The 20,372-nt window shown below is 70.9% G+C and carries 17 protein-coding genes and 1 rRNA gene; all 18 read right to left on the bottom strand.

Features of this window, described 5'->3' with window-relative positions; translation table 11 throughout:
- Positions 1 to 13: 13 nt before the first annotated feature.
- A complete protein-coding gene (gene proB, locus BM085_RS26785; RefSeq protein ID WP_086576097.1) occupies positions 14 to 1,138 on the bottom strand; it encodes a glutamate 5-kinase in 1,125 nt (374 codons plus the stop codon).
- Between the two features lie 56 nt (positions 1,139 to 1,194).
- The gene (obgE, locus tag BM085_RS26780) at positions 1,195 to 2,547 is read right to left on the bottom strand and encodes a GTPase ObgE (RefSeq protein ID WP_031165384.1); all 1,353 of its coding nucleotides are present in this window, start codon (positions 2,545 to 2,547) and stop codon (positions 1,195 to 1,197) included.
- Positions 2,548 to 2,652: 105 nt separating this feature from the next.
- A complete protein-coding gene (gene rpmA / locus BM085_RS26775; RefSeq protein WP_012893687.1) occupies positions 2,653 to 2,910 on the bottom strand; it encodes a 50S ribosomal protein L27 in 258 nt (85 codons plus the stop codon).
- A 19-nt stretch (positions 2,911 to 2,929) separates the two neighbouring features.
- Positions 2,930 to 3,232 carry a 50S ribosomal protein L21 gene (gene rplU / locus BM085_RS26770; RefSeq protein WP_030924785.1) on the bottom strand — a complete coding sequence of 101 codons (303 nt, stop codon included), beginning with the start codon at positions 3,230 to 3,232 and terminating at the stop codon, positions 2,930 to 2,932.
- Between the two features lie 218 nt (positions 3,233 to 3,450).
- Positions 3,451 to 6,156, bottom strand: a complete 2,706-nt coding sequence (locus BM085_RS26765; protein ID WP_425443279.1) for an Rne/Rng family ribonuclease — start codon at positions 6,154 to 6,156, stop codon at positions 3,451 to 3,453.
- 143 nt (positions 6,157 to 6,299) lie between these two features.
- Positions 6,300 to 7,079, bottom strand: coding sequence for a TIGR03936 family radical SAM-associated protein (locus BM085_RS26760; protein ID WP_093889667.1), 780 nt, complete (start codon positions 7,077 to 7,079; stop codon positions 6,300 to 6,302).
- A gap of 103 nt (positions 7,080 to 7,182) precedes the next feature.
- Positions 7,183 to 9,093: a TIGR03960 family B12-binding radical SAM protein gene (locus BM085_RS26755; RefSeq protein ID WP_093889666.1), complete on the bottom strand. Its 1,911-nt coding sequence runs from the start codon at positions 9,091 to 9,093 to the stop codon at positions 7,183 to 7,185.
- Positions 9,094 to 9,111: 18 nt separating this feature from the next.
- On the bottom strand, positions 9,112 to 10,008 hold the full coding sequence (locus BM085_RS26750) for an aminoglycoside phosphotransferase family protein (RefSeq protein ID WP_093889665.1): 897 nt from the start codon (positions 10,006 to 10,008) through the stop codon (positions 9,112 to 9,114).
- A gap of 153 nt (positions 10,009 to 10,161) precedes the next feature.
- A complete protein-coding gene (gene rodA, locus BM085_RS26745; protein WP_245789722.1) occupies positions 10,162 to 11,325 on the bottom strand; it encodes a rod shape-determining protein RodA in 1,164 nt (387 codons plus the stop codon).
- Positions 11,326 to 11,380: 55 nt separating this feature from the next.
- Positions 11,381 to 13,444, bottom strand: a complete 2,064-nt coding sequence (mrdA, locus tag BM085_RS26740) for a penicillin-binding protein 2 (RefSeq protein WP_093889663.1) — start codon at positions 13,442 to 13,444, stop codon at positions 11,381 to 11,383.
- 67 nt (positions 13,445 to 13,511) lie between these two features.
- Complete coding sequence (gene mreD / locus BM085_RS26735) at positions 13,512 to 14,042, bottom strand: rod shape-determining protein MreD (protein WP_093889662.1); 531 nt, start codon at positions 14,040 to 14,042, stop codon at positions 13,512 to 13,514.
- Positions 14,043 to 14,044: 2 nt separating this feature from the next.
- The gene (mreC, locus tag BM085_RS26730) at positions 14,045 to 14,980 is read right to left on the bottom strand and encodes a rod shape-determining protein MreC (RefSeq protein WP_093889661.1); all 936 of its coding nucleotides are present in this window, start codon (positions 14,978 to 14,980) and stop codon (positions 14,045 to 14,047) included.
- Complete coding sequence (locus BM085_RS26725; RefSeq protein ID WP_012893699.1) at positions 14,980 to 16,011, bottom strand: rod shape-determining protein; 1,032 nt, start codon at positions 16,009 to 16,011, stop codon at positions 14,980 to 14,982. The genes mreC and BM085_RS26725 overlap by 1 nt, the downstream gene beginning before the upstream one ends.
- A gap of 194 nt (positions 16,012 to 16,205) precedes the next feature.
- Positions 16,206 to 16,616 (bottom strand): nucleoside-diphosphate kinase, encoded by a 411-nt coding sequence (ndk, locus tag BM085_RS26720; protein ID WP_012893700.1) that lies wholly within the window; start codon positions 16,614 to 16,616, stop codon positions 16,206 to 16,208.
- A 95-nt stretch (positions 16,617 to 16,711) separates the two neighbouring features.
- A complete protein-coding gene (locus BM085_RS26715) occupies positions 16,712 to 18,460 on the bottom strand; it encodes a hypothetical protein (RefSeq protein ID WP_143121083.1) in 1,749 nt (582 codons plus the stop codon).
- A gap of 11 nt (positions 18,461 to 18,471) precedes the next feature.
- Complete coding sequence (locus BM085_RS26710) at positions 18,472 to 18,789, bottom strand: DUF4233 domain-containing protein (protein WP_037935107.1); 318 nt, start codon at positions 18,787 to 18,789, stop codon at positions 18,472 to 18,474.
- A 47-nt stretch (positions 18,790 to 18,836) separates the two neighbouring features.
- Complete coding sequence (locus BM085_RS26705; protein WP_093889659.1) at positions 18,837 to 20,129, bottom strand: bifunctional folylpolyglutamate synthase/dihydrofolate synthase; 1,293 nt, start codon at positions 20,127 to 20,129, stop codon at positions 18,837 to 18,839.
- Positions 20,130 to 20,250: 121 nt separating this feature from the next.
- Positions 20,251 to 20,367 (bottom strand): 5S ribosomal RNA (gene rrf, locus BM085_RS26700).
- Positions 20,368 to 20,372 lie beyond the last annotated feature (5 nt).

Below are 20,372 nucleotides of genomic sequence, written 5' to 3'. Positions count from 1 at the left end.
CGCTCCCATGGAACTAGTGGTGGGACTCCAGTATGACGATGTCGTCACGGTGGATCAGCTCGCGTTCATATTCCGGACCGAGGCTGGTGGCCAGCTCGCGGGTGGAACGGCCGAGCAGTCCGGGGATCTCCACCGCGTCGAAGTTGACCAGCCCCCGGGCGACCACCCGGCCCAGCGGCCCGCACAGGTCCACCGGGTCGCCGGCGGCGAACTCCCCCTCCACGGCGGTGACCCCGGCGGGCAGCAGCGACTTGCGCCGGCCCACCACGGCCTCGACCGCACCGGGATCCAGGTGGAGCCGGCCGCGGCCGGTGGTGGCGTGGGCCAGCCAGAGCAGGCGGGTGCCGGGGTGGCGGCCGTCCGGATGGAAGCAGGTGCCGATGTCGACACCCGCGAGGGCCTGGGCGGCGTGCGCGGCGGCGGTCAGGACCACGGGCACGCCGGCTCCGGTGGCGATCCTGGCCGCCTGCACCTTGGTGACCATCCCGCCGGTGCCGACCGCGCCGCCCTTGCCGAGCTCGACCCCCACCAGATCCTCCGGGCCGCGCACGTCGCCGAGCCTGCGGGCGCCGGGACGGCGGGGATCGCCGTCGTAGAGGGCGTCCACGTCGGACAGGAGCACCAGCGCGTCGGCACGGGTCAGGTGCGCCACCAGGGCGGCGAGCCGGTCGTTGTCACCGAAGCGGATCTCGTCGGTGGCCACGGTGTCGTTCTCGTTGACCACCGGGACGATGCCCAGCTCCAGCAGCCGGCCCAGCGTGCGCTGGGCGTTGACGTGGTGCGAGCGGCGCATCATGTCGTCGGCGGTCAGCAGCACCTGGCCGACGCGCAGGCCGTACCGGGCGAAGGAGGAGGTGTATCGGGCGACCAGCACCCCCTGGCCGACCGAGGCGGCGGCCTGCTGGGTGGCGAGGTCACGCGGCCGGCTGGACAGGCCCAGCGGGCCGAGGCCGGCCGCGATGGCGCCGGAGGAGACCAGCACGATCTGCGTGCCGGTCCCGCGCCGGGCGGCGAGCACGTCGACCAGGGCGTCCACCCGGTCGACGTCGATCATCCCCTGCGCGGTGGTGAGCGAGGACGAACCCACCTTCACGACCAGGCGTGAGGCCGTACGGATCCGATCGCGCACAGAGTCCACGACACGCACCTTTCGCGGGAGCCAGGGTTTCGCAGGGGCTTGCAGGAGAGAGCAGGTTATCCGAGCCGGTTGTCCGAGCCGCGCGGCCCCTGGTGGACGGCCTCCGCGTTGAGCGTCGGCTGCCAGTCGAAGATGTAGCCGTTCTCCATGGACCCGATGATCACCTCGGCCCCTGCCGTGGCCCCGGCCTTGGTGAGCTCCTCCTCGACGCCGAGCCGCTCCAGCCGGTCGGCCAGGTAGCCGACGGCCTCGTCGTTGGTGAAGTCGGTCTGGCGGATCCACCGCTCCGGCTTGACCCCGGTGACCTGGAAGGTGTTGTCGTCGACCCTGCGCACGGTGAAGCCGGTGTCGCCGAGCTGCTTGGGCTTGATGACCAGGCGGGTCGGCTCGACCACGGGCGCGGCGGCCCGGGCGGCGGCGACCATCTCACCCATGGCGTAGGTCAGCTCCTTGAGGCCCTCGTGGGTGGCCGCGGAGATCGAGAAGACCCGCAGACCCCGTTCCTCCAGCATCGGCCGGACGATCTCGGCCAGCTCGCGGGCGTCGGGCACGTCGGCCTTGTTGAGCACCGCCAGACGGGGACGGTCCTCCAGCTTGCCGTACGCCTTCAGCTCGGCCTCGATGGCCTCGTAGTCGCTGATCGGGTCGCGGCCGGGCTCCATGGTGGCGCAGTCGATCACGTGGACGAGTGTGTTGCACCGCTCGACGTGGCGCAGGAACTCGTGACCCAGCCCCTTGCCCTCCGACGCGCCCGGAATGAGGCCGGGCACGTCGGCGACGGTGAAGATGGTGTCTCCCGCGGTCACCACGCCGAGGTTGGGCACCAGGGTGGTGAACGGGTAGTCGGCGATCTTCGGCCGGGCCGCGGAGAGGGCGGCGATGAGGGAGGACTTGCCCGCGCTCGGGAAGCCCACCAGCGCCACGTCCGCGACGCTCTTCATCTCCAGCATCACGTCGAGCTCGTCGCCGGGCTCGCCGAGCAGCGCGAAGCCGGGGGCCTTGCGCTTGGCCGAGGCCAGGGCCGCGTTGCCGAGCCCGCCGTGGCCGCCTTCGGCGAGCACGTAGCGGGTGCCGGCGCCGACCAGGTCGATCAGGACCTCGCCGCTGACGGCGTCCTTGACCACGGTGCCGTCGGGCACCGCGAGGATGATGTCGCCGCCGTTGGCGCCGTCGCGGTTGGCGCCCGAGCCCTGCCTGCCGTTGTCTGCCTTGCGGTGCGGGCGGCGATGGTATTCCAGCAGCGTGGCGGTGTTGGGGTCGACCTCCAGGATCACGTCGCCGCCGCGGCCGCCGTTGCCGCCGTCGGGGCCGCCCAGCGGCTTGAACTTCTCCCGATGCACAGAGGCGCAGCCATGTCCCCCGTCACCGGCCTTGATGTGCAGGACCACCTGGTCCACAAAGTCCGGCATGTCTGCCCTCCTACCCCCATCTGCGGGAACACCCGCTTACAACACCAACAGGGGTGGACCGCTGTATGCGATCCACCCCTGCCGTTGACGTCTGTCGGTGCGGATCTACTCCGCGACCGGGACGATGCTCACCGCGCGGCGACCGCGCTTGACACCGAACTGCACGTGGCCGGCGGCCAGCGCGAACAGCGTGTCATCGCCACCGCGGCCGACGTTGTCGCCGGGGTGGAAGTGGGTGCCACGCTGGCGGACGATGATCTCACCGGCGTTGACCAGCTGGCCGCCGAAGCGCTTCACGCCAAGCCGCTGTGCGTTGGAGTCACGCCCGTTCCGAGTGGACGACGCGCCCTTCTTGTGTGCCATCTCGCAAAACTCCCGAAACTCAGGCCTGGTCGATGCCGGTGATCTTCACCTGCGTGTAACGCTGGCGGTGACCCTGGCGCTTCTTGTAGCCGGACTTGTTCTTGTACTTCAGGATCCGGATCTTCGGACCCTTGGTCTCACCGAGAATCTCGGCGGCAACCGTGAACTTGCCCGCCTCGGTGGTCACGTCGCCATCGTTGACGACGAGCACCGTCGGCAGCGAAACCGTGGAACCGACCTCGCCGGCGACCTTGTCCACCTCGAGGACGTCACCGACGGAGACCTTCTGCTGCCTGCCGCCGCAACGAACGATCGCGTACACCGCGGAACCCTTCTTCTGACTACTTGCTCGCTGGATGCTGCGCCCCGCATCCGGCTATGGTCACTGATTTGACCGACGAACCAGGTAGGCGCGCGAACAGGGCGCGCCATGAGCGCACCGGTTCACCAGGGTACCGGATTACCGGTGTCCTGAGCGAACCGGGCGGAACGTCGGAGTTGCCGGCCTGACGGCCGACACGGCCTTACGTGGTTGCCGGCCTAATCGGCCGACTTGGCCTTGCGGGAGCGTCGCCGCCCCCGGCCGGAAGCCTGTATGCCCTGAGCGTCCTCTGCCGGGACGTCATCAAGCGCATCGGTCACCGTATCACGGCCGGACTGCGCACCGGCCGCGACAGCGTGGCCGGCGTCCTTGCCGAGCTTGTCCGCGACGGCCTTCTCCACGGCCATCTTGCCCTGGGTCCCGCGCGGCTCGGGCTTGCTCTCGACCGGCTCGGTCGAGACGTGCAGACCACGGCCGTTGCAGCACTCACAGACGGTGGAGAAGGCCTCCAGGAGGCCCTGTCCGACCCGCTTGCGGGTCATCTGCACCAGACCGAGAGAGGTGACCTCCGCGACCTGGTGCTTGGTCCGGTCGCGGGCCAGGCACTCCAGCAGCCGCCGCAGCACCAGGTCCCGGTTGTTCTCCAGCACCATGTCGATGAAGTCGATGACGATGATGCCGCCGATGTCCCGCAGCCTGAGCTGGCGGACGATCTCCTCGGCCGCCTCCAGGTTGTTGCGGGTGACGGTCTCCTCGAGGTTGCCGCCCTGACCGGTGAACTTGCCGGTGTTGACGTCGACCACGGTCATGGCCTCGGTCCGGTCGATCACCAGCGAGCCTCCGCTGGGCAGCCAGACCTTGCGCTCCATGGCCTTGGCGATCTGCTCGTCGATCCGGTAGGCGGCGAAGACGTCGGCGCCGTCCTCCCACCGGGAGAGCCGGTCGGCCAGGTGCGGTGCGACATAGCGGACGTACTCGTCAACCGTCTCCCACACGTCGTCGCCCGCCACGACCAGCGAGGTGAAGTCCTCGTTGAAGACGTCGCGGACCACCCGGACGGTCAGGTCCGGCTCGGAGGACAGCAGCTCCGGCGCGCTGGCCGACTTGGCCTTGCGCTGGATGTTCTCCCACTGGGCCGACAGCCTGGCCACGTCACGGCCGAGCTCCTCCTCCGACGCGCCCTCGGCGGCCGTGCGGACGATGACCCCGGCGTTCTCCGGCATCACCTTCTTCAGGATGCTCTTGAGACGGGTGCGCTCCTTGTCGGGGAGCTTGCGGCTGATTCCGGTCATCGAGCCGTCGGGCACGTAGACCAGGTAACGGCCGGGAAGGCTGATCTGCGAGGTGAGCCGCGCGCCCTTGTGCCCCATCGGGTCCTTGGTGACCTGAACCAGCACCGACTGGCCGGACTTCAGCGCCACCTCGATCCGCTTGGGCTGACCCTCCAGCCCCGCGGTGTCGAAGTTGACCTCACCGGCGTACAGCACCGCGTTGCGGCCCTTGCCGATGTCGACGAACGCCGCCTCCATGCTCGGCAGGACGTTCTGCACCTTGCCGAGGTAGACGTTGCCCACGTAGGACTGGCTCGCCTCGCGGTTGACGTAGTGCTCGACGAGGACGCCGTCCTCCATCACCGCGATCTGGGTCCGGCCGCCGGTACGGCGGACCACCATCACCCGCTCGACGGACTCCCGGCGGGCCAGGAACTCCGACTCGGTGATGATCGGCGGACGCCTCCGGCCGAGCTCGCGCCCCTCGCGGCGGCGCTGCTTCTTGGCCTCCAGGCGGGTCGAACCGCGCACACTCTGCACCTCGTCCACCGAGGTGCTGCGCCCGGCGCGGGGCGCGCGGATGCGCACCACGGTGTTCGGCGGGTCGTCCTGGACCTCGCCGGCCTCCTCGGTGCCCCTGCGGCGACGGCGGCGGCGACGGCGCGAGCTGCCGCCCTCGTCATCGTCCTGCTCGGCCTCGGACGCCGTCGCGTCCTCGGACTGGTCGGAGTCGTCGTCCTCGGACTCGTCCAGCTCGCGGGTCTTGCCCCGGCCGCGACCGCCCCTGCGGCGGCGGCGGCGCCGGCCACCGGCCTCATCGTCGCTCTCGGTGTCGTCGTCCTCGGGCTCTTCGGCGGTCTCGGCCTCGACCTCGGCGGGCTCCGGCTCGGGCTGCTGCACCAGGGCGGGCTGCTGCTGCGCCGGAGCGGTGCGGGCCGCGGGCTGCTCGGCCCGGTGCGGGTCGGGAGCCTGGAACAGCGGCTGGAACACCGCGGCGGGAGCCTGGAAGGTCACCGAGGGGACCTCGGCACGCTCCTGGGCGGCCAGTCCGAACGGGTCGACGAACAGCCCCGGCCGTTCCTCGACGACATCCTCACCGGCGGGCTCGTCGTCCAGCGCCTCGTCGACGGGCATCGCGAGCAGCAGCGCCGCCGCGACCTCCTCGGCCTCGGCCGTGCTGATGTCGGCGACCGGCTCGGCCTCGACCGGCTCCGGCTCGGCCGGCACGTCCTGCTGGACGGCCTTCCTGCGGGTACGGCTGCGCTTGACCGGCGCGGGGGCCTCCTCCGCCGCCGGCTCGGGAGCGGTCTCCACGACCGGCGCGGGAGCCTCCTCGGGGGCGGCCTCGGCGACCGGCTCGGGATCCGCCTTCTTCGCGCGGCTGCGCCGGGCGGGCGTCGTGGAGGCCGTCGTGGCCGCCTTGCGCCGGGTGGCGCGCTTGGGCGCCGGCTCCTGAGCCGTCTCGGGCTCAGGTCCGGCGGTCGCCGCGGGAGCCTCGGGCTCCACTGCGGTCTCGGGCTCCGTCGCCACCGGCGCGGAGGGCTGTGCCACGGCCGCCACCACCTGTGGCGCGGGCTCCGGGTCCTCCGGCGGCGGCCCGGCGGGCCGGCTGGCGGCCCGCCGACGGCGCGTCGGCTCTGTCTTCTCCGTCATGTCCCCGCCAGGGCCATTGGCCCCGACATCGGGCTCGTTGTCGAGCATGCGGGCGCTCTCCCGTCAGCTCCCGGGCGCGTCTCCGCGCCGCGCGGGAGCTCTCGTCTCTCGCTGTACGCCGGGCCTGAGCCCGGCGCCAAGTCCTATAGGTCGCCGCCGACGTACTGGCCCACCGGTTCCGTTTCGCCGCCGCGCGTACTGTCGCGGTCCAGGTCGAACGGATCGGCGGGCTTACCGGTGCGCACGTCCAGCGGGCCCTGCGCCAGCCTGGTCACCTCGGGGGGCACCGGCGGCGCGAAGTCAGCCACAAGACGCAATCCAGTAAGAACGTCGTCGGGTCGAACGGCAGGAGTTGCGTGCCGTACAACCATGCGAAGTATGACACATGGCTGACTGGACGCCTGACCTGCTGTTGTCTCAGTTCCCTCAATAACCTCAAGGCTCAGCACCGCCTCTCGCGCATCGAAGCGGCGCGGCCCCTTTTTGGTGAGGCGCTCCACTTCGACTCGCTCGGTGGTGATGAACCGCTCGACCGCCACCCTGGCGAGGGTGGGGTCGGCCTCCGGCAGCCGGATCTCCCACGCCGAGCACTCCAGCCGGTCGGCCAGGCTGCCGGCGCCCGCCTCGACGACGTCGAGCACGTCGAGACCGTGTGGGAGGGAGGCGTCCAACGCGGCACGGAACCGGTCGGGATCACACTCTCGCGTCACGCCGATCTCGAGGTATTCGGCCTCGCTGGCGACTCCGGTGGGTGCGGCCGCGCCCACATAGGAGATCCTGGGGTGGGGTGAGAAGCCCGCGCTGAACGCCACCGGCACGTCGGCGCGCCGGACCGCGCGTTCCACGGCCCGGGAGATGTCACGGTGGCTGGTGAAACGCAGGCGTCCGCGCTTGGCGTAGCGAACACGCAGGCGCTGCGCCACGGGCGCGGGCGGAGGCCCATCGGGAGCGGGTTTCAGGGTGGTGTCGTCCTTCCCAAGTCGTGGTCGTCAGTTCAGGATAGGCCGTGCTCACGCACGGCCTATCTCAGACAACCGTCAGTGGCAGCAGCTTCTTCCCGGTGGGCCCGATCTGGATCTCGGTGCCCATGGTGGGGCAGACGCCGCAGTCGTAGCACGGCGTCCAGCGGCAGTCCTCGACCTCGACGTCGTTGACGGCGTCCTGCCAGTCCTGCCAGAGCCACTCGCGGTCGAGGCCGGCGTCGAGGTGGTCCCAGGGCAGGATCTCGTTCTCCTCGCGCTCGCGCGTGGTGTACCAGTCGACGTCGACGCCGGCCTCGGCCGCCGCCTCCATCCAGCGCTGGTAGGAGAAGTGCTCGCTCCAGCCGTCGAACCGGCCGCCGCCCTCCCACACCGCGCGGATGACCTTGCCCACCCGGCGGTCGCCCCGGGAGAGCATGCCCTCCACGATCGAGGGCTTGCCGTCGTGATAGCGCAGGCCGATGGCCCGGCCGTACTCCCTGTCGCCGCGCAGGGCGTCCTTCAACGCCTTGAGCCTGCGGTCCACGGTCTCGTGGTCGGCCTGGGCCGCCCACTGGAACGGGGTGTGCGGCTTGGGCACGAACCCGCCGATGGAGACCGTGCAGCGGACGTCACGTGACCCGGTGGCCTCACGGCCCGCCTTGATGACCTTCTTGGCCAGGTCGGCGATGCCGAGGACGTCGGCGTCCTCCTCGGTGGGCAGACCACACATGAAGTAGAGCTTCACCTGCCGCCAGCCCTGGGTGTAGGCGGTGGTGACGGTCCGGATGAGGTCTTCCTCGGTGACCATCTTGTTGATCACCTTGCGCATCCGCTCGGAGCCGCCCTCCGGGGCGAACGTCAGACCCGACCGGCGGCCGTTGCGGGAGAACTCGTTGGCCAGGTCGATGTTGAAGGCGTCGACCCGGGTCGAGGGAAGCGACAGCGAGGTGTTGGTGCCCTCGTAGCGGTCGGCCAGGCCCTTGGCGACCTCGCCGATCTCGGAGTGGTCGGCCGACGAGAGCGACAGCAGGCCGACCTCGTTGAACCCGGACGCCTTGACGCCCGCCTCGACCATGTCGCCGATCGTGGTGATCGAGCGCTCCCGGACCGGCCTGGTGATCATCCCGGCCTGGCAGAACCGGCAGCCGCGGGTGCAGCCGCGGAAGATCTCCACGCTGAACCGCTCGTGCACGGTCTCGGCCAGCGGGACCAGCGGCTTCTTCGGGTAGGGCCACTCGTCCAGATCCATGACGGTGTGCTTGTGGACCCGCCAGGGCACGCCCGACCGGTTGGGCGCGACGCGCTGGATCCGGCCGTCGGCGTGATAGTCGACGTCGTAGAACTTGGGCACGTAGACCCCGCCGGACTCGGCCAGCCGCATCAGCAGCTCGTCGCGCCCGCCGGGCGAGCCCTCGGCCTTCCACTCGCGGATGACCTCGGTGATCGCGATGGCGATCTGCTCCCCGTCGCCCAGGACCGCGGCGTCGAGGAAGTCGGCGACCGGCTCGGGGTTGAAGGCGGCGTGACCGCCCGCGAGGACGATCGGATCGTCCTCACCCCGGTCGGCGGCCTCCAGCGGGATGCCCGCCAGGTCCAGCGCGGTGAGCATGTTGGTGTAACCGAGCTCGGTCGAGAACGACAGCCCGAACACATCGAACGCCCGCACCGGCCGGTGAGCGTCGACCGTGAACTGGGGGACGCCCTCGGAGCGCATGAGCGCCTCAAGGTCGGGCCAGACCGCGTAGGTCCGCTCGGCCAGCGTCTCGGGCATCTCGTTGAGGATCTCGTAGAGGATCTGCACGCCCTGGTTGGGCAGGCCCACCTCGTAGGCGTCCGGGTACATCAGAGCCCAGCGCACCGTGGTCTCGTCCCAGTCCTTGACGGTCGAGTTGAGCTCACCTCCGACATACTGGATCGGCTTCTGCACCTTGGGCAGAAGCGCTTCCAGGCGGGGAAACAATGACTCGACAGACATGTGGTCAAGCCTATCCGCCTAGAACGGGTGCCACAGGCGGTCGTCTCCCGCTCTCAGCGAGTCGATCCGGTGCCGCAGCTCGTCGTGAGCCCTGCGATCACGGTGGGCGTCGCGCAGCACGGCGGTGAGGGTCTGCAGCTCACGCATGTCCCGCAGCACCGGATAGCCCTCCCACCGCGTCGCGTCGTAGCCGTAGGCCTCGCTGAAATTGGACCGCTGCCGCTCGGTCAGCCCGAACCGGATCCCCTGCAGGGTCGGGATCAGGTCGATCTCCCGCGGCCCGGCGCACACCCCGTCCCAGTCGCACAGCAGGAAGCCGTCACGGGTGCGGATCATGTTCCCGCGGTGGGCGTCGCCATGGGTGAGCCCGTACGGCAGAGCGAACTCCAGCCGCTCGTAGCAGGTCCCGGCGAGCCTGTCGCAGCGTTCGAGCAGCCAGCCGCGGTCGTCCTCGCCGAGCGTGCGGCCGGCCAGGATCGCCCGGCGCACCGCGCCGAAGGGGTCGTGGGCCGGCAGCTCGAACGGCACGGGCGGCAGAGCGTGCAGCCGGCGCAGCAGGGGTCCCAGCTGCGCCGGATCGGGCGGCGGCCCGATGTGCTCCTCGTGGTGCCAGAAGGTCGCCAGGAATCCCTCCGCGACGACCGGCTGCCTGACGTTCAGCGGCCGGACGGCGGGGAACCCCTGCTCCGCCAGCCAGCGCGTGACCCGGACCGAGGTCACCAGCCGGTCGAACCTGCCCGGCGTGGTCGCCGGCGCCAGCCGTACCACCGTCCGCTCGGCGGGCAGGTGGTAGACGGTGCAGGCGGGGCCGCGCGGCGGTGTGAACCCGGCGCTGTCCAGCCCGGCCTCCCGGCAGGCATGGCCGAGCGCCTCGGCCGCCCGGGTGAGCAGCGGGCTTCCGGCGGCAATCGTCATCGTCCGCTCCTGTCTGAGATCGCCTGCCGGGCGTGCCGGGGCAGGCCCATGGCGCAGAACCCCGTCGTCGTTCCCGGAATGTTCGCCTGACCGCCCGGACGCCGGTCGGAATCCGGCGTCACCGGCATGCGAGCGGCTCTCATGTCGGCCGGCCTAGAAGGACTGTTCGCGTATGTGGATGGCCTGGAGCAGGCCGATGGCGATCATGTTGGCGAAGGTCGCGGTGCCGCCGTAGGAGACGAACGGCAGGGGAAGCCCGGTGATCGGCATGATCCCGATCGTCATGCCGATGTTGACGAACGACTGGAAGGCCAGCCAGCACACGATCACCCCGGCCGTCAGCGTGCCGAACCGGTCGTCGCACTGCCGCGCGATCCGCATCCCGCGCAGCAGGATCACACCGAGCAGGGCCACCACCGTGACCGAGCCGAGGAAGCCGAACTCCTCCCCCGCCACGGTGAAGATGAAGTCGGTGTGCTGCTCGGGCACGAAGCGCCCGGTGGTCTGACCGCCGTCGAACAGCCCCTTGCCGAACAGCTCCCCGGACCCGATGGCGATCAGCGACTGAGTGCTGTTGTAGCCGACGCCGCGCGGGTCGCTGGCGGGGTTGAGAAAGGCGGTGAACCGGGCGATCTGGTACGGCTCCAGCACATCGAGGAACCACACGGCCACGGCCCCGCCGACCACGAGGAGGACCAGGCCGCCGATCCAGCGTTTGCGGACCCCGGCGACGACGAGCGCGGCGGCCGTGATCACCCCGAGGACCATCGTGGTGCCCAGGTCGGGCTGGAGCATCACCAGGCCCATGGTGAAGGCGCCCACCACCAGCGCTATCCCGACGTCCAGGCCGCGCGGCCGGTCGGTGCCCGCGGCGGGCTGGGCCATCAGCATGGCGAGCATCAGCACCAGGCCGAGCTTGGCGAACTCCGACGGCTGGAAGGCGAACCCCCCGCCCACCATGATCCACGAGTGGGCTCCGTTCACGGTGGAGCCGAGAGGCGTGATCACCAGGAACAGCCCGAGCAGGGACAGGCCGTACACCAGGGGCGCGTAGGCCCGTAGCCGCCGGTGGTCCACCATCGCCGCCACGCCGGTCAGCACGGTCCCGATGCAGAGGTTGAGGATGTGCTTCTTGACCAGGCCGGTGGATCCGGGCGCCCAGGTCCTGGTGGACGACCAGACCAGCATGGTGCCGATCACCGCCAGCGCCGCGACGGCGACCAGCAGCACCCCGTCCATCCGCTGCACCGCCGAGGACGCCGTCGCCGCCCTGCGGGCGAAGGACCCGCTCCGTGGCGCGGCCATCGCGCGGATCACCGCGCCACCGCCGCCCCGCCGGGCAGGCGGCTGCCCCGCGCCGTCGTCATGCGGATCATCGCGCCACCGTGCCGTCCCGTTTGATCATCGGCGGCTCGGAGGCGGGGCGGTGAGCCGGCAGCGCCGCCGGGGCCTTGCCCCCGGTGGGCGTGAAGCCGTAGATGCCCTCATAGATCTTCCGGGCGGCCGGAGCCGCGGTCTGGGCGCCCATCCCTCCCTGGGAGACCATGACGACGACCACGAACCGGGGCTTGTCGGTGGGCGCGAACGAGGCGAACCAGGAGGTGTCCGCCTTGCCGTAGACCTCCGCGGTGCCGGTCTTGCCACCGATCTTCACCTTGTCCATGGGGAACCCGACGAAGGCCCCGGCGGCCGTGCCGTCGGAGGCGACCTCGCTCAGCGCCCCCTTGATGTAGGCCCGTTCCTTGGCGGAGATCGGCAGCTTGCGCACCACCGGCGTCTTGATCTCCTTGACCATGGTGCCGTCCGGCCGCACCAGCGCCCAGCCGAGCCGGGGGCTGCGCAGCCTGCCGTCGCCGACCAGCGCCGCGTAGGCCGCCGCGAGCTGCAGCGGGGTCACCAGGACGTCGCCCTGGCCGATGGAGAAGTTCGCCGCGTCACCCGGCCGCCACTGGTAGCCCTCCAGGCAGTTCTCGTACGCCAGCCGCTTGAGGAAGGCGGCCCGGCTGGGATCGCTCTTGGCCACGTCCGGATAGCCGGCCTTGGCGTGTTTGCAGTTGTCGTCCTTGGTCGCCGACCACAGGTCCTTCTTCCAGTGCCGGTCGGGGATCCGCCCTGCCGACTCGCCCGGCAGGTCGACGCCCGTGGGACTGCCGAACCCGAAGGCACGCGCCATGTTCGCCATCGGCTCCTTGGTCTTCGCCTTCGGCTTCAGCCCGCCGTCACGCAGCCACTGCTCATAGGCGGCCTTGTAGAAGATCGTGTCGCAGGACTTCACCAGCGCCGTGTGCAGGGTGAGCGTGCCGAGCCCGATCCCCCGGAAGTTGTTGAACGGCCTGCTGCCCACCATGAAGGAGCCCGGGCAGTCGTACTGGCCGTTCAGCGGATAGCCGTCTTTGAGCATCGCCGCCACCGACGACACCTTGAACGTCGAGCCCGGCGCGAACTCCCCCTTGATGGCCCGCGACACCAGCGGCTTGCCGGTCTTGCCGGAGAGCAGACGCTGGTAGGCCACCTCGGAGATGCCGCCGGTCCAGATCGCCGGGTTGTAGGTCGGCGCGCTGGCCAGCGCGATCACCCGGCTGGTCCGCGCGTCGAGCACCACCGCCGCCGCGCCGTCTGCCGTGGGGGCGGACTTCATCGCCTCGGCCAGGGCCTTCTCCGTCACGGCCTGCACCTTGGCGTCGATGCTGGTGATGAGCGTGTCCCCGGGCGTCGGCGGCACCTGCCGCTCCACCCCGATCACCTTGCCGAGCCGGTCCACCTGCATCCGCCGGATCCCGGGCACCCCGCGCAGCGCGCTGTCGTACACCGACTCCAGGCCGTCACGGCCCACCAGGTCCACCCCGGAGAAGACCGCCTTGGACCCGGCGCGCCTGTCCATCTCGGCCTGGGTGATCGGCTGCAGGTAACCGAGCGCCTGCGCGCCCGCGCTGCTGCCCGGATACTCCCGCACCGCCTGCACCTCGGCGGTGACCCCGGGAAACTCCTCCTGCCGCTCCAGGATCTGCAGGGCCTCCCGGGTGGTGACGTGGTCGTCGATCGGGATCGGCTGGTACGGCGAGCCGGGCCAGCAGGGTCTGGGGACCCCGGGACCGCACGCCCTGATGCGCTCGCGCAGATCCGCGGGCCGGCGGTCCAGCACCGTGGCCAGCCGCTGGAGCACCCCCCTGCCGTTGCCCTCCATCCGGTTCAGGCTCGTCCGGTCCACCGAGACCACGAGCCTGGTCCGGTTGCGTACCAGCGGCCGTCCCGCCGCGTCGAGGATCTGCCCGCGCACCGCGGGCACGACCACGTCGCGGGTGCGCGTCTCGGTCGCGGCCACCACGAACTCGTCGCCGCGCACCACCTGCACCTGCCAGAGCCGTACGGCGAGCAGCGCCAGCAACGACACCACCAGCACCTGCAACACGACCAGCCGGCCCCGCATCCGGATCATGTCCGCTCCTCGCCTGACGGCGCGCCCGGACGTGATCCGGAGATCCCGTGTCCGGCGGGCCGCCGACTCATGTCCGCCCCCGCGCCAGATACCCCGCCGGTTGGATGGTCCGCACCCGGGGCCCCCGGACGGCTCTCGTCACCGCCCACACCACCGGCGGCGCGGCCAGCAGGTTGTACAGGACCGCCTGGGGCAGCGTCGCCGTGAGCATGGACCGGCTGATCCGATCGTCGCCGAGCAGCGCGCCGACCCCCACGGCGACCAGCGGACCGGCGACCGCACAGGCCAGTGTCGTGAGCTGCCCGGCGTCCGGCCAGCTCTCCGCCACCCGCCCGGCCATGAACCCGACCAGGCACAGCACCAGCGCGTGCTGCCCGAGCACGTGCGCGGCGGGCGGCAGCACGTCGCTGGCCAGCCCGGCGCAGAAACCCATGACCGCGCCGGCGGCGGCCCCGCGGACCAGCGCGTAGCCCACCACGGTGAGCAGCACCAGGTCGGGCGCGCCCGCGCCCGGCAGCGGCAGCCGGTTCACGACCGTCACCTGCACGACCATGACCAGCAGGAGCACCCCCGCCGAGAGCACGTCACGACCGCCCACCGTCAGATCCCCTTCCGCTCCGCGCCGGGCCCGCGCAACGCTTCGGGCTTCGGCGAAGGACCGGGCTTGCGCGGCGCGCCGGGCCGCACCGCGTCACGCGGGTCGCGCCGCGGCGACTGCACCACCACGCCGACCACGTCCAGCGCGGTGAGGTCGGCGTACGGCCGCGCGTAGGCGATCCGGGTCAGCTCCCCCGGCGTGGCCTCCACCCGCTCCACCACCCCGATCGGCACCCCCGCCACGTACGGCACGCCACGCTGGGAGCCGAAGCTCAGGATCCGGCGGCCCGGAACGATCTGCGCGGTCGAGTCGAGCAGCCGGAAACGGACCAGGCGGCCGTTCTCCCCGACCCCGTGCACCACTCCGATCTCGTTGCTCCCCTCCATCCGCGCCCCAGCCGCCGAGGCGGGATCGCTGAGCAGCACCACGGTCGAGGTGGACGCCCCCACCTGGACGACCCGGCCCACCAGGCCGTCGCCGTTCAGCACGGTCATCTCCGAGCGCACCCCGTCCGCGCTGCCCACGTCGAGCTCGACGGCCTCCTCGAACCCGGGCGTGCCACGCCGGGCGATCACCTGAGCGGGAACGATCCTGTATCCGGCGGTCCCGGCGACCCCCAGCAACCGGCGCAGCTCGGCGGAGTGCCGCTGGTCCAGGCTCTGCGCCACCAGGTCGCGCTTGAGCCGCTGGTTCTCCGCGCTCAGCGCGTCGATGCGACGCTGCGCGTCGGGCGCGCCCACCATCGTCTCGAAGAACTGGCCGACCGGCCGGATGACGTCGGCCCCCGCGCTCTCGGCGGTGCCGAACAGAGCCGTGCCTACCCCGCGGAGAGGGCCGAAGGGAGACTCGCCCCCTGCCCGGTGGTCCACGGTCATGACCACGAGCGCCGCGGCCAGCAGCAGTCCTAGGCTCATCCGTGCCCGGCGCGTGTCTTTCATCAGTGCCGCGGCTCCGGGACCAGGACCTGCTGCAAGGCATCGAAGTCCTCGACACACTTGCCCGAGCCGAGCGCGACGGAGTCGAGGGCGTTGTCCACCAGGTGGATCGGCATACCCGTCTCGTCCTTGAGCCGCTCGTCCAGGCCCTTGAGGAGCGCGCCACCGCCGGTCAGCGCGATCCCCCGGTCCATCAGATCGCCGGAGAGCTCCGGCGGGCACTTGTCCAGGGTGGTCTTGACGGCGTCCACGATCGCGTTCACCGGCTCCTCGGTGGCCTTGCGGATCTCATGGGCCGACACGATGATCGTCTTGGGCAGACCGCTGACCAGGTCGCGGCCCCGGATCTCGGCATGCCCCTCCTCGGGGAGCACGCACGCGGAACCGATCGCCATCTTGATCTCCTCGGCGGTCCGCTCACCGAGCATGAGCGAATATTCCTTCTTCGCGAAGCTGATGATCGCCTGGTCCAGCTCGTCGCCACCCACCCGGATCGACTGGCTGGTCACCACACCGCCCATCGAGATGATCGCCACCTCGGTGGTCCCGCCGCCGACGTCGACCACCATGTTGCCGGTCGGCTCGTGCACGGGGAGCCCGGCGCCGATCGCGGCCGCCATCGGCTCCTCGATGATGTAGACCTGACGCGCTCCCGCCTGGTAGCCGGCTTCCTTGACCGCCCGCTGCTCGACTCCGGTGATCCCGCTCGGCACCGCGATGATGATGCGAGGCTTGGCGAAATGACGGCGCTTGTGCACCCGCTGGATGAAGTAGCGGAGCATACGCTCGGTGACGTCGAAGTCGGCGATGACGCCGTCCTTGAGCGGCCTGATCGCCACGATGTTGCCAGGGGTCCGGCCGATCATGCGCTTGGCCTCGATGCCGATGGCGACGATCTTCCCTGTGGTCGTGTTGATCGCGACGACGGAGGGTTCGTTGAGCACGATGCCGCGTCCCCGGACGTAGACGAGTGTGTTGGCGGTGCCGAGGTCGACTGCCATGTCGCGGCCGAGAAAAGAAAGCTTGCTGCTCATGGGGAAGGCGGCCCTCCTCCCGTGGGATCGTCGGCGAAAACTACAGAACGCACTCGAATCGTAACGTGACGTACCCACCCTTGAACGCAATGGGCCCGCCAGTTCCAGGAAAATCTTAAGACGCGTCAAATACGTCGAGCCTCGTCAACCCCAGGGGGTTGACGAGGCTCGACGGCGCCGGACGTGGAGAACGCCTAGAAGCGGTCCGGGAAGAAGATCTTGATCTCGCGGGCGGCGGACTCGGGCGAGTCGGAGCCGTGGACCACGTTCTCACCGATCTCCAGGGCGTGGTCGCCACGGATGGTGCCGGGGGCGGACTTGACCGGGTCGGTCAGGCCGGCGAGGGCGCGGAAGGCCTCGATGGCCCGGGGGCCCTCAAGCACCAGGGCGACCAGCGGACCGGAGGTGATGAACTCGACCAGCTCGCCGAAGAAGGGCCGCTCGGAGTGCTCGGCGTAGTGCGCCTTGGCGGTGTCGACGTCCAGGGTGCGCAGCTCCAGCGCCACGACCTTCAGGCCCTTGCGCTCGACCCGGGCGATCACGTCGCCGATGAGACCGCGCGCGACACCGTCGGGCTTGATCAGGACAAGAGTGCGCTCGGACACTGAAGTTCTCCTTTGAACAGGAAGGATTGACTCGCGGACTGCGATGAACGCGCGAAGTTTACCGCCCTTGGCCCGTTTCCCCGTGTTCGGCGACGTCAGGTGCGGGCAGGCCCGTCTCCCGGCGCGTCCTCCGGAGACGGTGTGGGCGGCGGCACCACCGGCAGTGTGCCGGTCTTGTCGGGCCGCGGTTCCGGCCGCGGCTCGGCGCCCGGATCGGATCCGTCCCGGCCGGGCCTGTCGCCCTCTCCCCGGGCCTCCGGCTCCGCCCGCACCGCGGGCGCCGGCCACGGGGACCGCGGCCCGGCCAGCGGCTCCAGCTCGGGGGCGGGTTCGGGGACCATCACCGGTCCGGTGACGCGCCCGGCGGGCAGTCCCTCGGCGGGTGACCGCCCGCCCGGAGGCAGGGAGTCCGCAGCCCCGGTGTCCGCCGTAGCGGACGCGGGCGCCGGGGAACGGCGTGCCAGGACGGAGCAGAGCACGATCACCACGACCACCAGGCCGCCGGCGATCAGAGCCCACAGATGGAGGGCGCCGACGAACCCGTCGACCAGTGCCTGTGAGGTCGCGGCGTCCTTCAGGCTCATGAACTGGACCCCGCTGCCCAACAGGAAGCCGGAGAGCACCGCGGGGAAGAAGAGCGACAGCGCGAAGAGCACCGCGCCAGGGCCGGACGAGCGCAGCGCGGAGGTGAGTGCCACGGCGGCGCCGACCCCGAGCAGCGCCAGCGGGATGATCGGCGCGGGCCCGCCGGGGGAGGGAAGGAGCAACCGGACCGCGCACAGCCCGGCCACCACGAGCACCAGACCGCCCGCGCCGGCGAGGGACACGGCGCCGTCGCCCAGCCGGCTCACCAGTGCCGCGGCGACGACGCCCGCGACCCCGGCGATCACGAAGGCCGGCCAGAGCCCGGACAGGCCCGGACCACCCAGCCCGCCCAGCTCCACATAGGTGACCTGGGCCGCGGTGGGCAGGACGACGACGCCCACCGCCAGCATCGTGTAAGCGGGCACCCGGCCGCCGACGCCGCCCAAAGTTCGCAGGGAGGCGAGCCCGAACAGCACGAGGATGGACAGCAGCGCCGCGCCGACCAGCAGATCCGGCGGCCAGTCGAAGGTGCTGCCCAGCGCCAGGGCGGCGATGCCCGCGGCGGGCACCACCGCCACCGGCAGGCGTCCGCGCTCGGCGGCGTCCGTCCCACCGCCGGCCGGGGCGCCCTCCCCCCTCTTCATCCAGAGCACGAGATAGACGGCCGCCAGGGCGAGCGCGACGCCCGTGAGCATCGGGTACGGCTGTAGCGTGACCCTCCAGGACCTCACCTCGTCAAGGGGCCACAGGGCGAGTGCCTGCGCGGTCAGGAGGCTCACCGCGAGCATGCCTCCCCACACCGCACGCAGGAACGGCGACCGCTCCCCGACCGCCGCCAGGGTCGCGGGCACCAGCAGGCCGGCGCCGATCCCGTGCAGGACCCGCAGGACCCCCACCAGCACAGTGGAGTCCGCGTAACCCCCGGCCGCGTCCGCCACGGCGAGCAGGGTCAGGCCGGCGACCAGGAGCGGGGCCGCCCGCAGCCGGCGCACGGCGACGGCGGCCAGCGGCACGGTCAGCACCATCGCGGGCAGCGCCAGCCCGTGCGCCCGCACCATCGCTATCTGCGAGATCTCGGGCGGAAGCAGGGCGGCCACCACCGAGATGGTGTTGGGGATGGCGACGATCGCCAGCGGGAGAACCACCGCGACGAGCAGTCCGAGGACGACGTCGAGCACTGCGGAGACACCGAGCGGGCGCGCCACGCCCTTGGGCCCGGCGGTCACCGCCCGAGTCGGTTGAGTGGGAGGGACGGCCATGTTGGCCGACTTTAGCGGGAAGTCACGCCCTCGACACGGCGAGCGACGAATATCGCCGTGATCCACAGTGCGGCGAAGATCGCTCCCAGGAGGAACATGGTCGGGACCAGGAAGCCCGCGGCGATGGCGAGCACCTGGATCACGCTTCCCATGATGTACGCGAAGGGGCGCTTCAGCATGCCCGCGACCAGGACACACAGGACCGCCAGACCGATCCCGACGGTCACCGCGACGGTCGGCTCGATGTTCTGGGTGTTGATCGCCACAGGTGTGAACAGCCCGATGACGATCGCCTCCATGCCCAGCACGCTTGCACAGAGCCGTCGCATGCCCGGAGTAACTGTGATCATCTCTCGCCTTCCCGCCGTCGCCCCGCTCACGTGGCCTCGCCCGCCTTGAGAAGAAGCCGCGCGTCCCCGGCGGTGACCACGGACCCGGTGATCAACACTCCGGCCCCGCTGAACTCGCCCAGGGCGTCGACCATCCCGATCGCCCGGTCGATGGCACTGTCCAGTCGCTCGACCTGGTGGACCCGGTCCAGCCCGAAGATCTCCTCGGCGAGCGCGGCGAGATCGTCCACGTCCATGGACCTGGGCGAGGAGTTCCGGGTCACCACGATCTCGTCCACCATCGGCTCCAGCAGCTCCAGGATGCCCTGGACGTCCTTGTCCTCGAACACCGCCACCACGGCGATGAGCTTGGCGAAGTCGAACGACTCCTGGACGGCCTCCAGGGTCGCCTGGATCCCGCCCGGGTTGTGCGCGGCGTCCACCAGCACCGTGGGGCCCCGCCGTACGACCTCGAGCCTGCCCGGCGAGGTCACCTGCAGGAACGCCTGCCGTACCAGCTCGGGATCGAGGGGGTCGTCTCCGACTGTCAGCGCCTCGGCCGCGGCCAGCGCGCAGGCGGCGTTGCTCGCCTGGTGGGCGCCGTAGAGGGGGAGCAGGACCTCCTCGTAGGTCCCCTTGAGGCTCTGGAGCCGGAGCAGCTGACCGCCGATCGCCAGTTCCCTGCCGAGCACGCCGAACTCCAGCCCCTCGCGTGCCACGGTGGCCCCCATCTCGGCGGCCCTGCGCATCAGCACCTCGGCCGCGGGAAGCTCCTGCTGGGCGAGCACGACCGTCGCGCCGGGCTTGATGATGCCGGCCTTCTCCCCCGCGATCGTCGCGATGTCGGGGCCGAGATAGTCGACGTGGTCGAGGGAGATGGGGGTGATGACGGCCACGGCGCCGTCGGCGACGTTGGTGGCGTCGAAGCTGCCGCCCATGCCGGTCTCGATCACCGCGACGTCGACGGGGGCGTCGGCGAAGGCCGCGAAGGCCATCGCGGTCAGCGTCTCGAAGAAGGAGAGGCGACGGCCCTGGGCGTCGATCATCTGGAGGTAGGGCGCGATGTCCTCGTAGACCTCGACGAAGCGTTCCTCGCTCAGCGGGGCGCCGTCCACGGAGATCCGCTCACGCATGGAGATCAGATGCGGGCTGGTGAAACGGCCCACCCGCAGGTTCCGCTCGCGCAGGATGGTCTCGATCATGCGGGTCGTGCTCGACTTGCCGTTGGTTCCGGCGACGTGCACGACGGGGTATGAGTGCTGCGGGGAACCGAGCACGTCCATGAGCGCGGCGATCCTGTCGAGAGTGGGCTCGAAGTTCCACTCGACGCCGCGTTCCATGATTGCCAGTTCAACCGCTCGATAGTCCACGCCTCAAGCCTACTGACCTCGCGGCCGGACCCCTCACTGGCCCGGAAAGCAGAAAAGGCCACCCCGAAGGGTGGCCTTTCCTAAAAAGATTGTCCGGCGGCGACCTACTCTCCCACACCGTCCCCGGTGCAGTACCATCGGCGCTGAAGAGCTTAACTTCCGGGTTCGGAATGTAACCGGGTGTTTCCCCTTCGCCATAACCGCCGTAACACT

This window comes from Streptosporangium canum (genome assembly GCF_900113865.1).
Lineage (GTDB): Bacteria > Actinomycetota > Actinomycetes > Streptosporangiales > Streptosporangiaceae > Streptosporangium > Streptosporangium canum.
This window is presented reverse-complemented; position numbering and strand designations above follow the sequence as displayed.

Coding starts and splice junctions, on each gene's coding strand:
- BM085_RS26710 (WP_037935107.1), bottom strand. CDS start 18,789: ATGCGACGGCTCTGTGCAAGCGTGCTGGGCATGGAGGCGATCGTCATC.
- BM085_RS26705 (WP_093889659.1), bottom strand. CDS start 20,129: ATGGAACGCGGCGTCGAGTGGAACTTCGAGCCCACTCTCGACAGGATC.
- BM085_RS26755 (WP_093889666.1), bottom strand. CDS start 9,093: ATGTCTGTCGAGTCATTGTTTCCCCGCCTGGAAGCGCTTCTGCCCAAG.
- BM085_RS26765 (WP_425443279.1), bottom strand. CDS start 6,156: ATGACGGAGAAGACAGAGCCGACGCGCCGTCGGCGGGCCGCCAGCCGG.
- mrdA (WP_093889663.1), bottom strand. CDS start 13,444: ATGATCCGGATGCGGGGCCGGCTGGTCGTGTTGCAGGTGCTGGTGGTG.
- BM085_RS26725 (WP_012893699.1), bottom strand. CDS start 16,011: ATGAGCAGCAAGCTTTCTTTTCTCGGCCGCGACATGGCAGTCGACCTC.
- BM085_RS26750 (WP_093889665.1), bottom strand. CDS start 10,008: ATGACGATTGCCGCCGGAAGCCCGCTGCTCACCCGGGCGGCCGAGGCG.
- BM085_RS26715 (WP_143121083.1), bottom strand. CDS start 18,460: ATGGCCGTCCCTCCCACTCAACCGACTCGGGCGGTGACCGCCGGGCCC.
- obgE (WP_031165384.1), bottom strand. CDS start 2,547: ATGCCGGACTTTGTGGACCAGGTGGTCCTGCACATCAAGGCCGGTGAC.
- rpmA (WP_012893687.1), bottom strand. CDS start 2,910: ATGGCACACAAGAAGGGCGCGTCGTCCACTCGGAACGGGCGTGACTCC.
- mreC (WP_093889661.1), bottom strand. CDS start 14,980: ATGAAAGACACGCGCCGGGCACGGATGAGCCTAGGACTGCTGCTGGCC.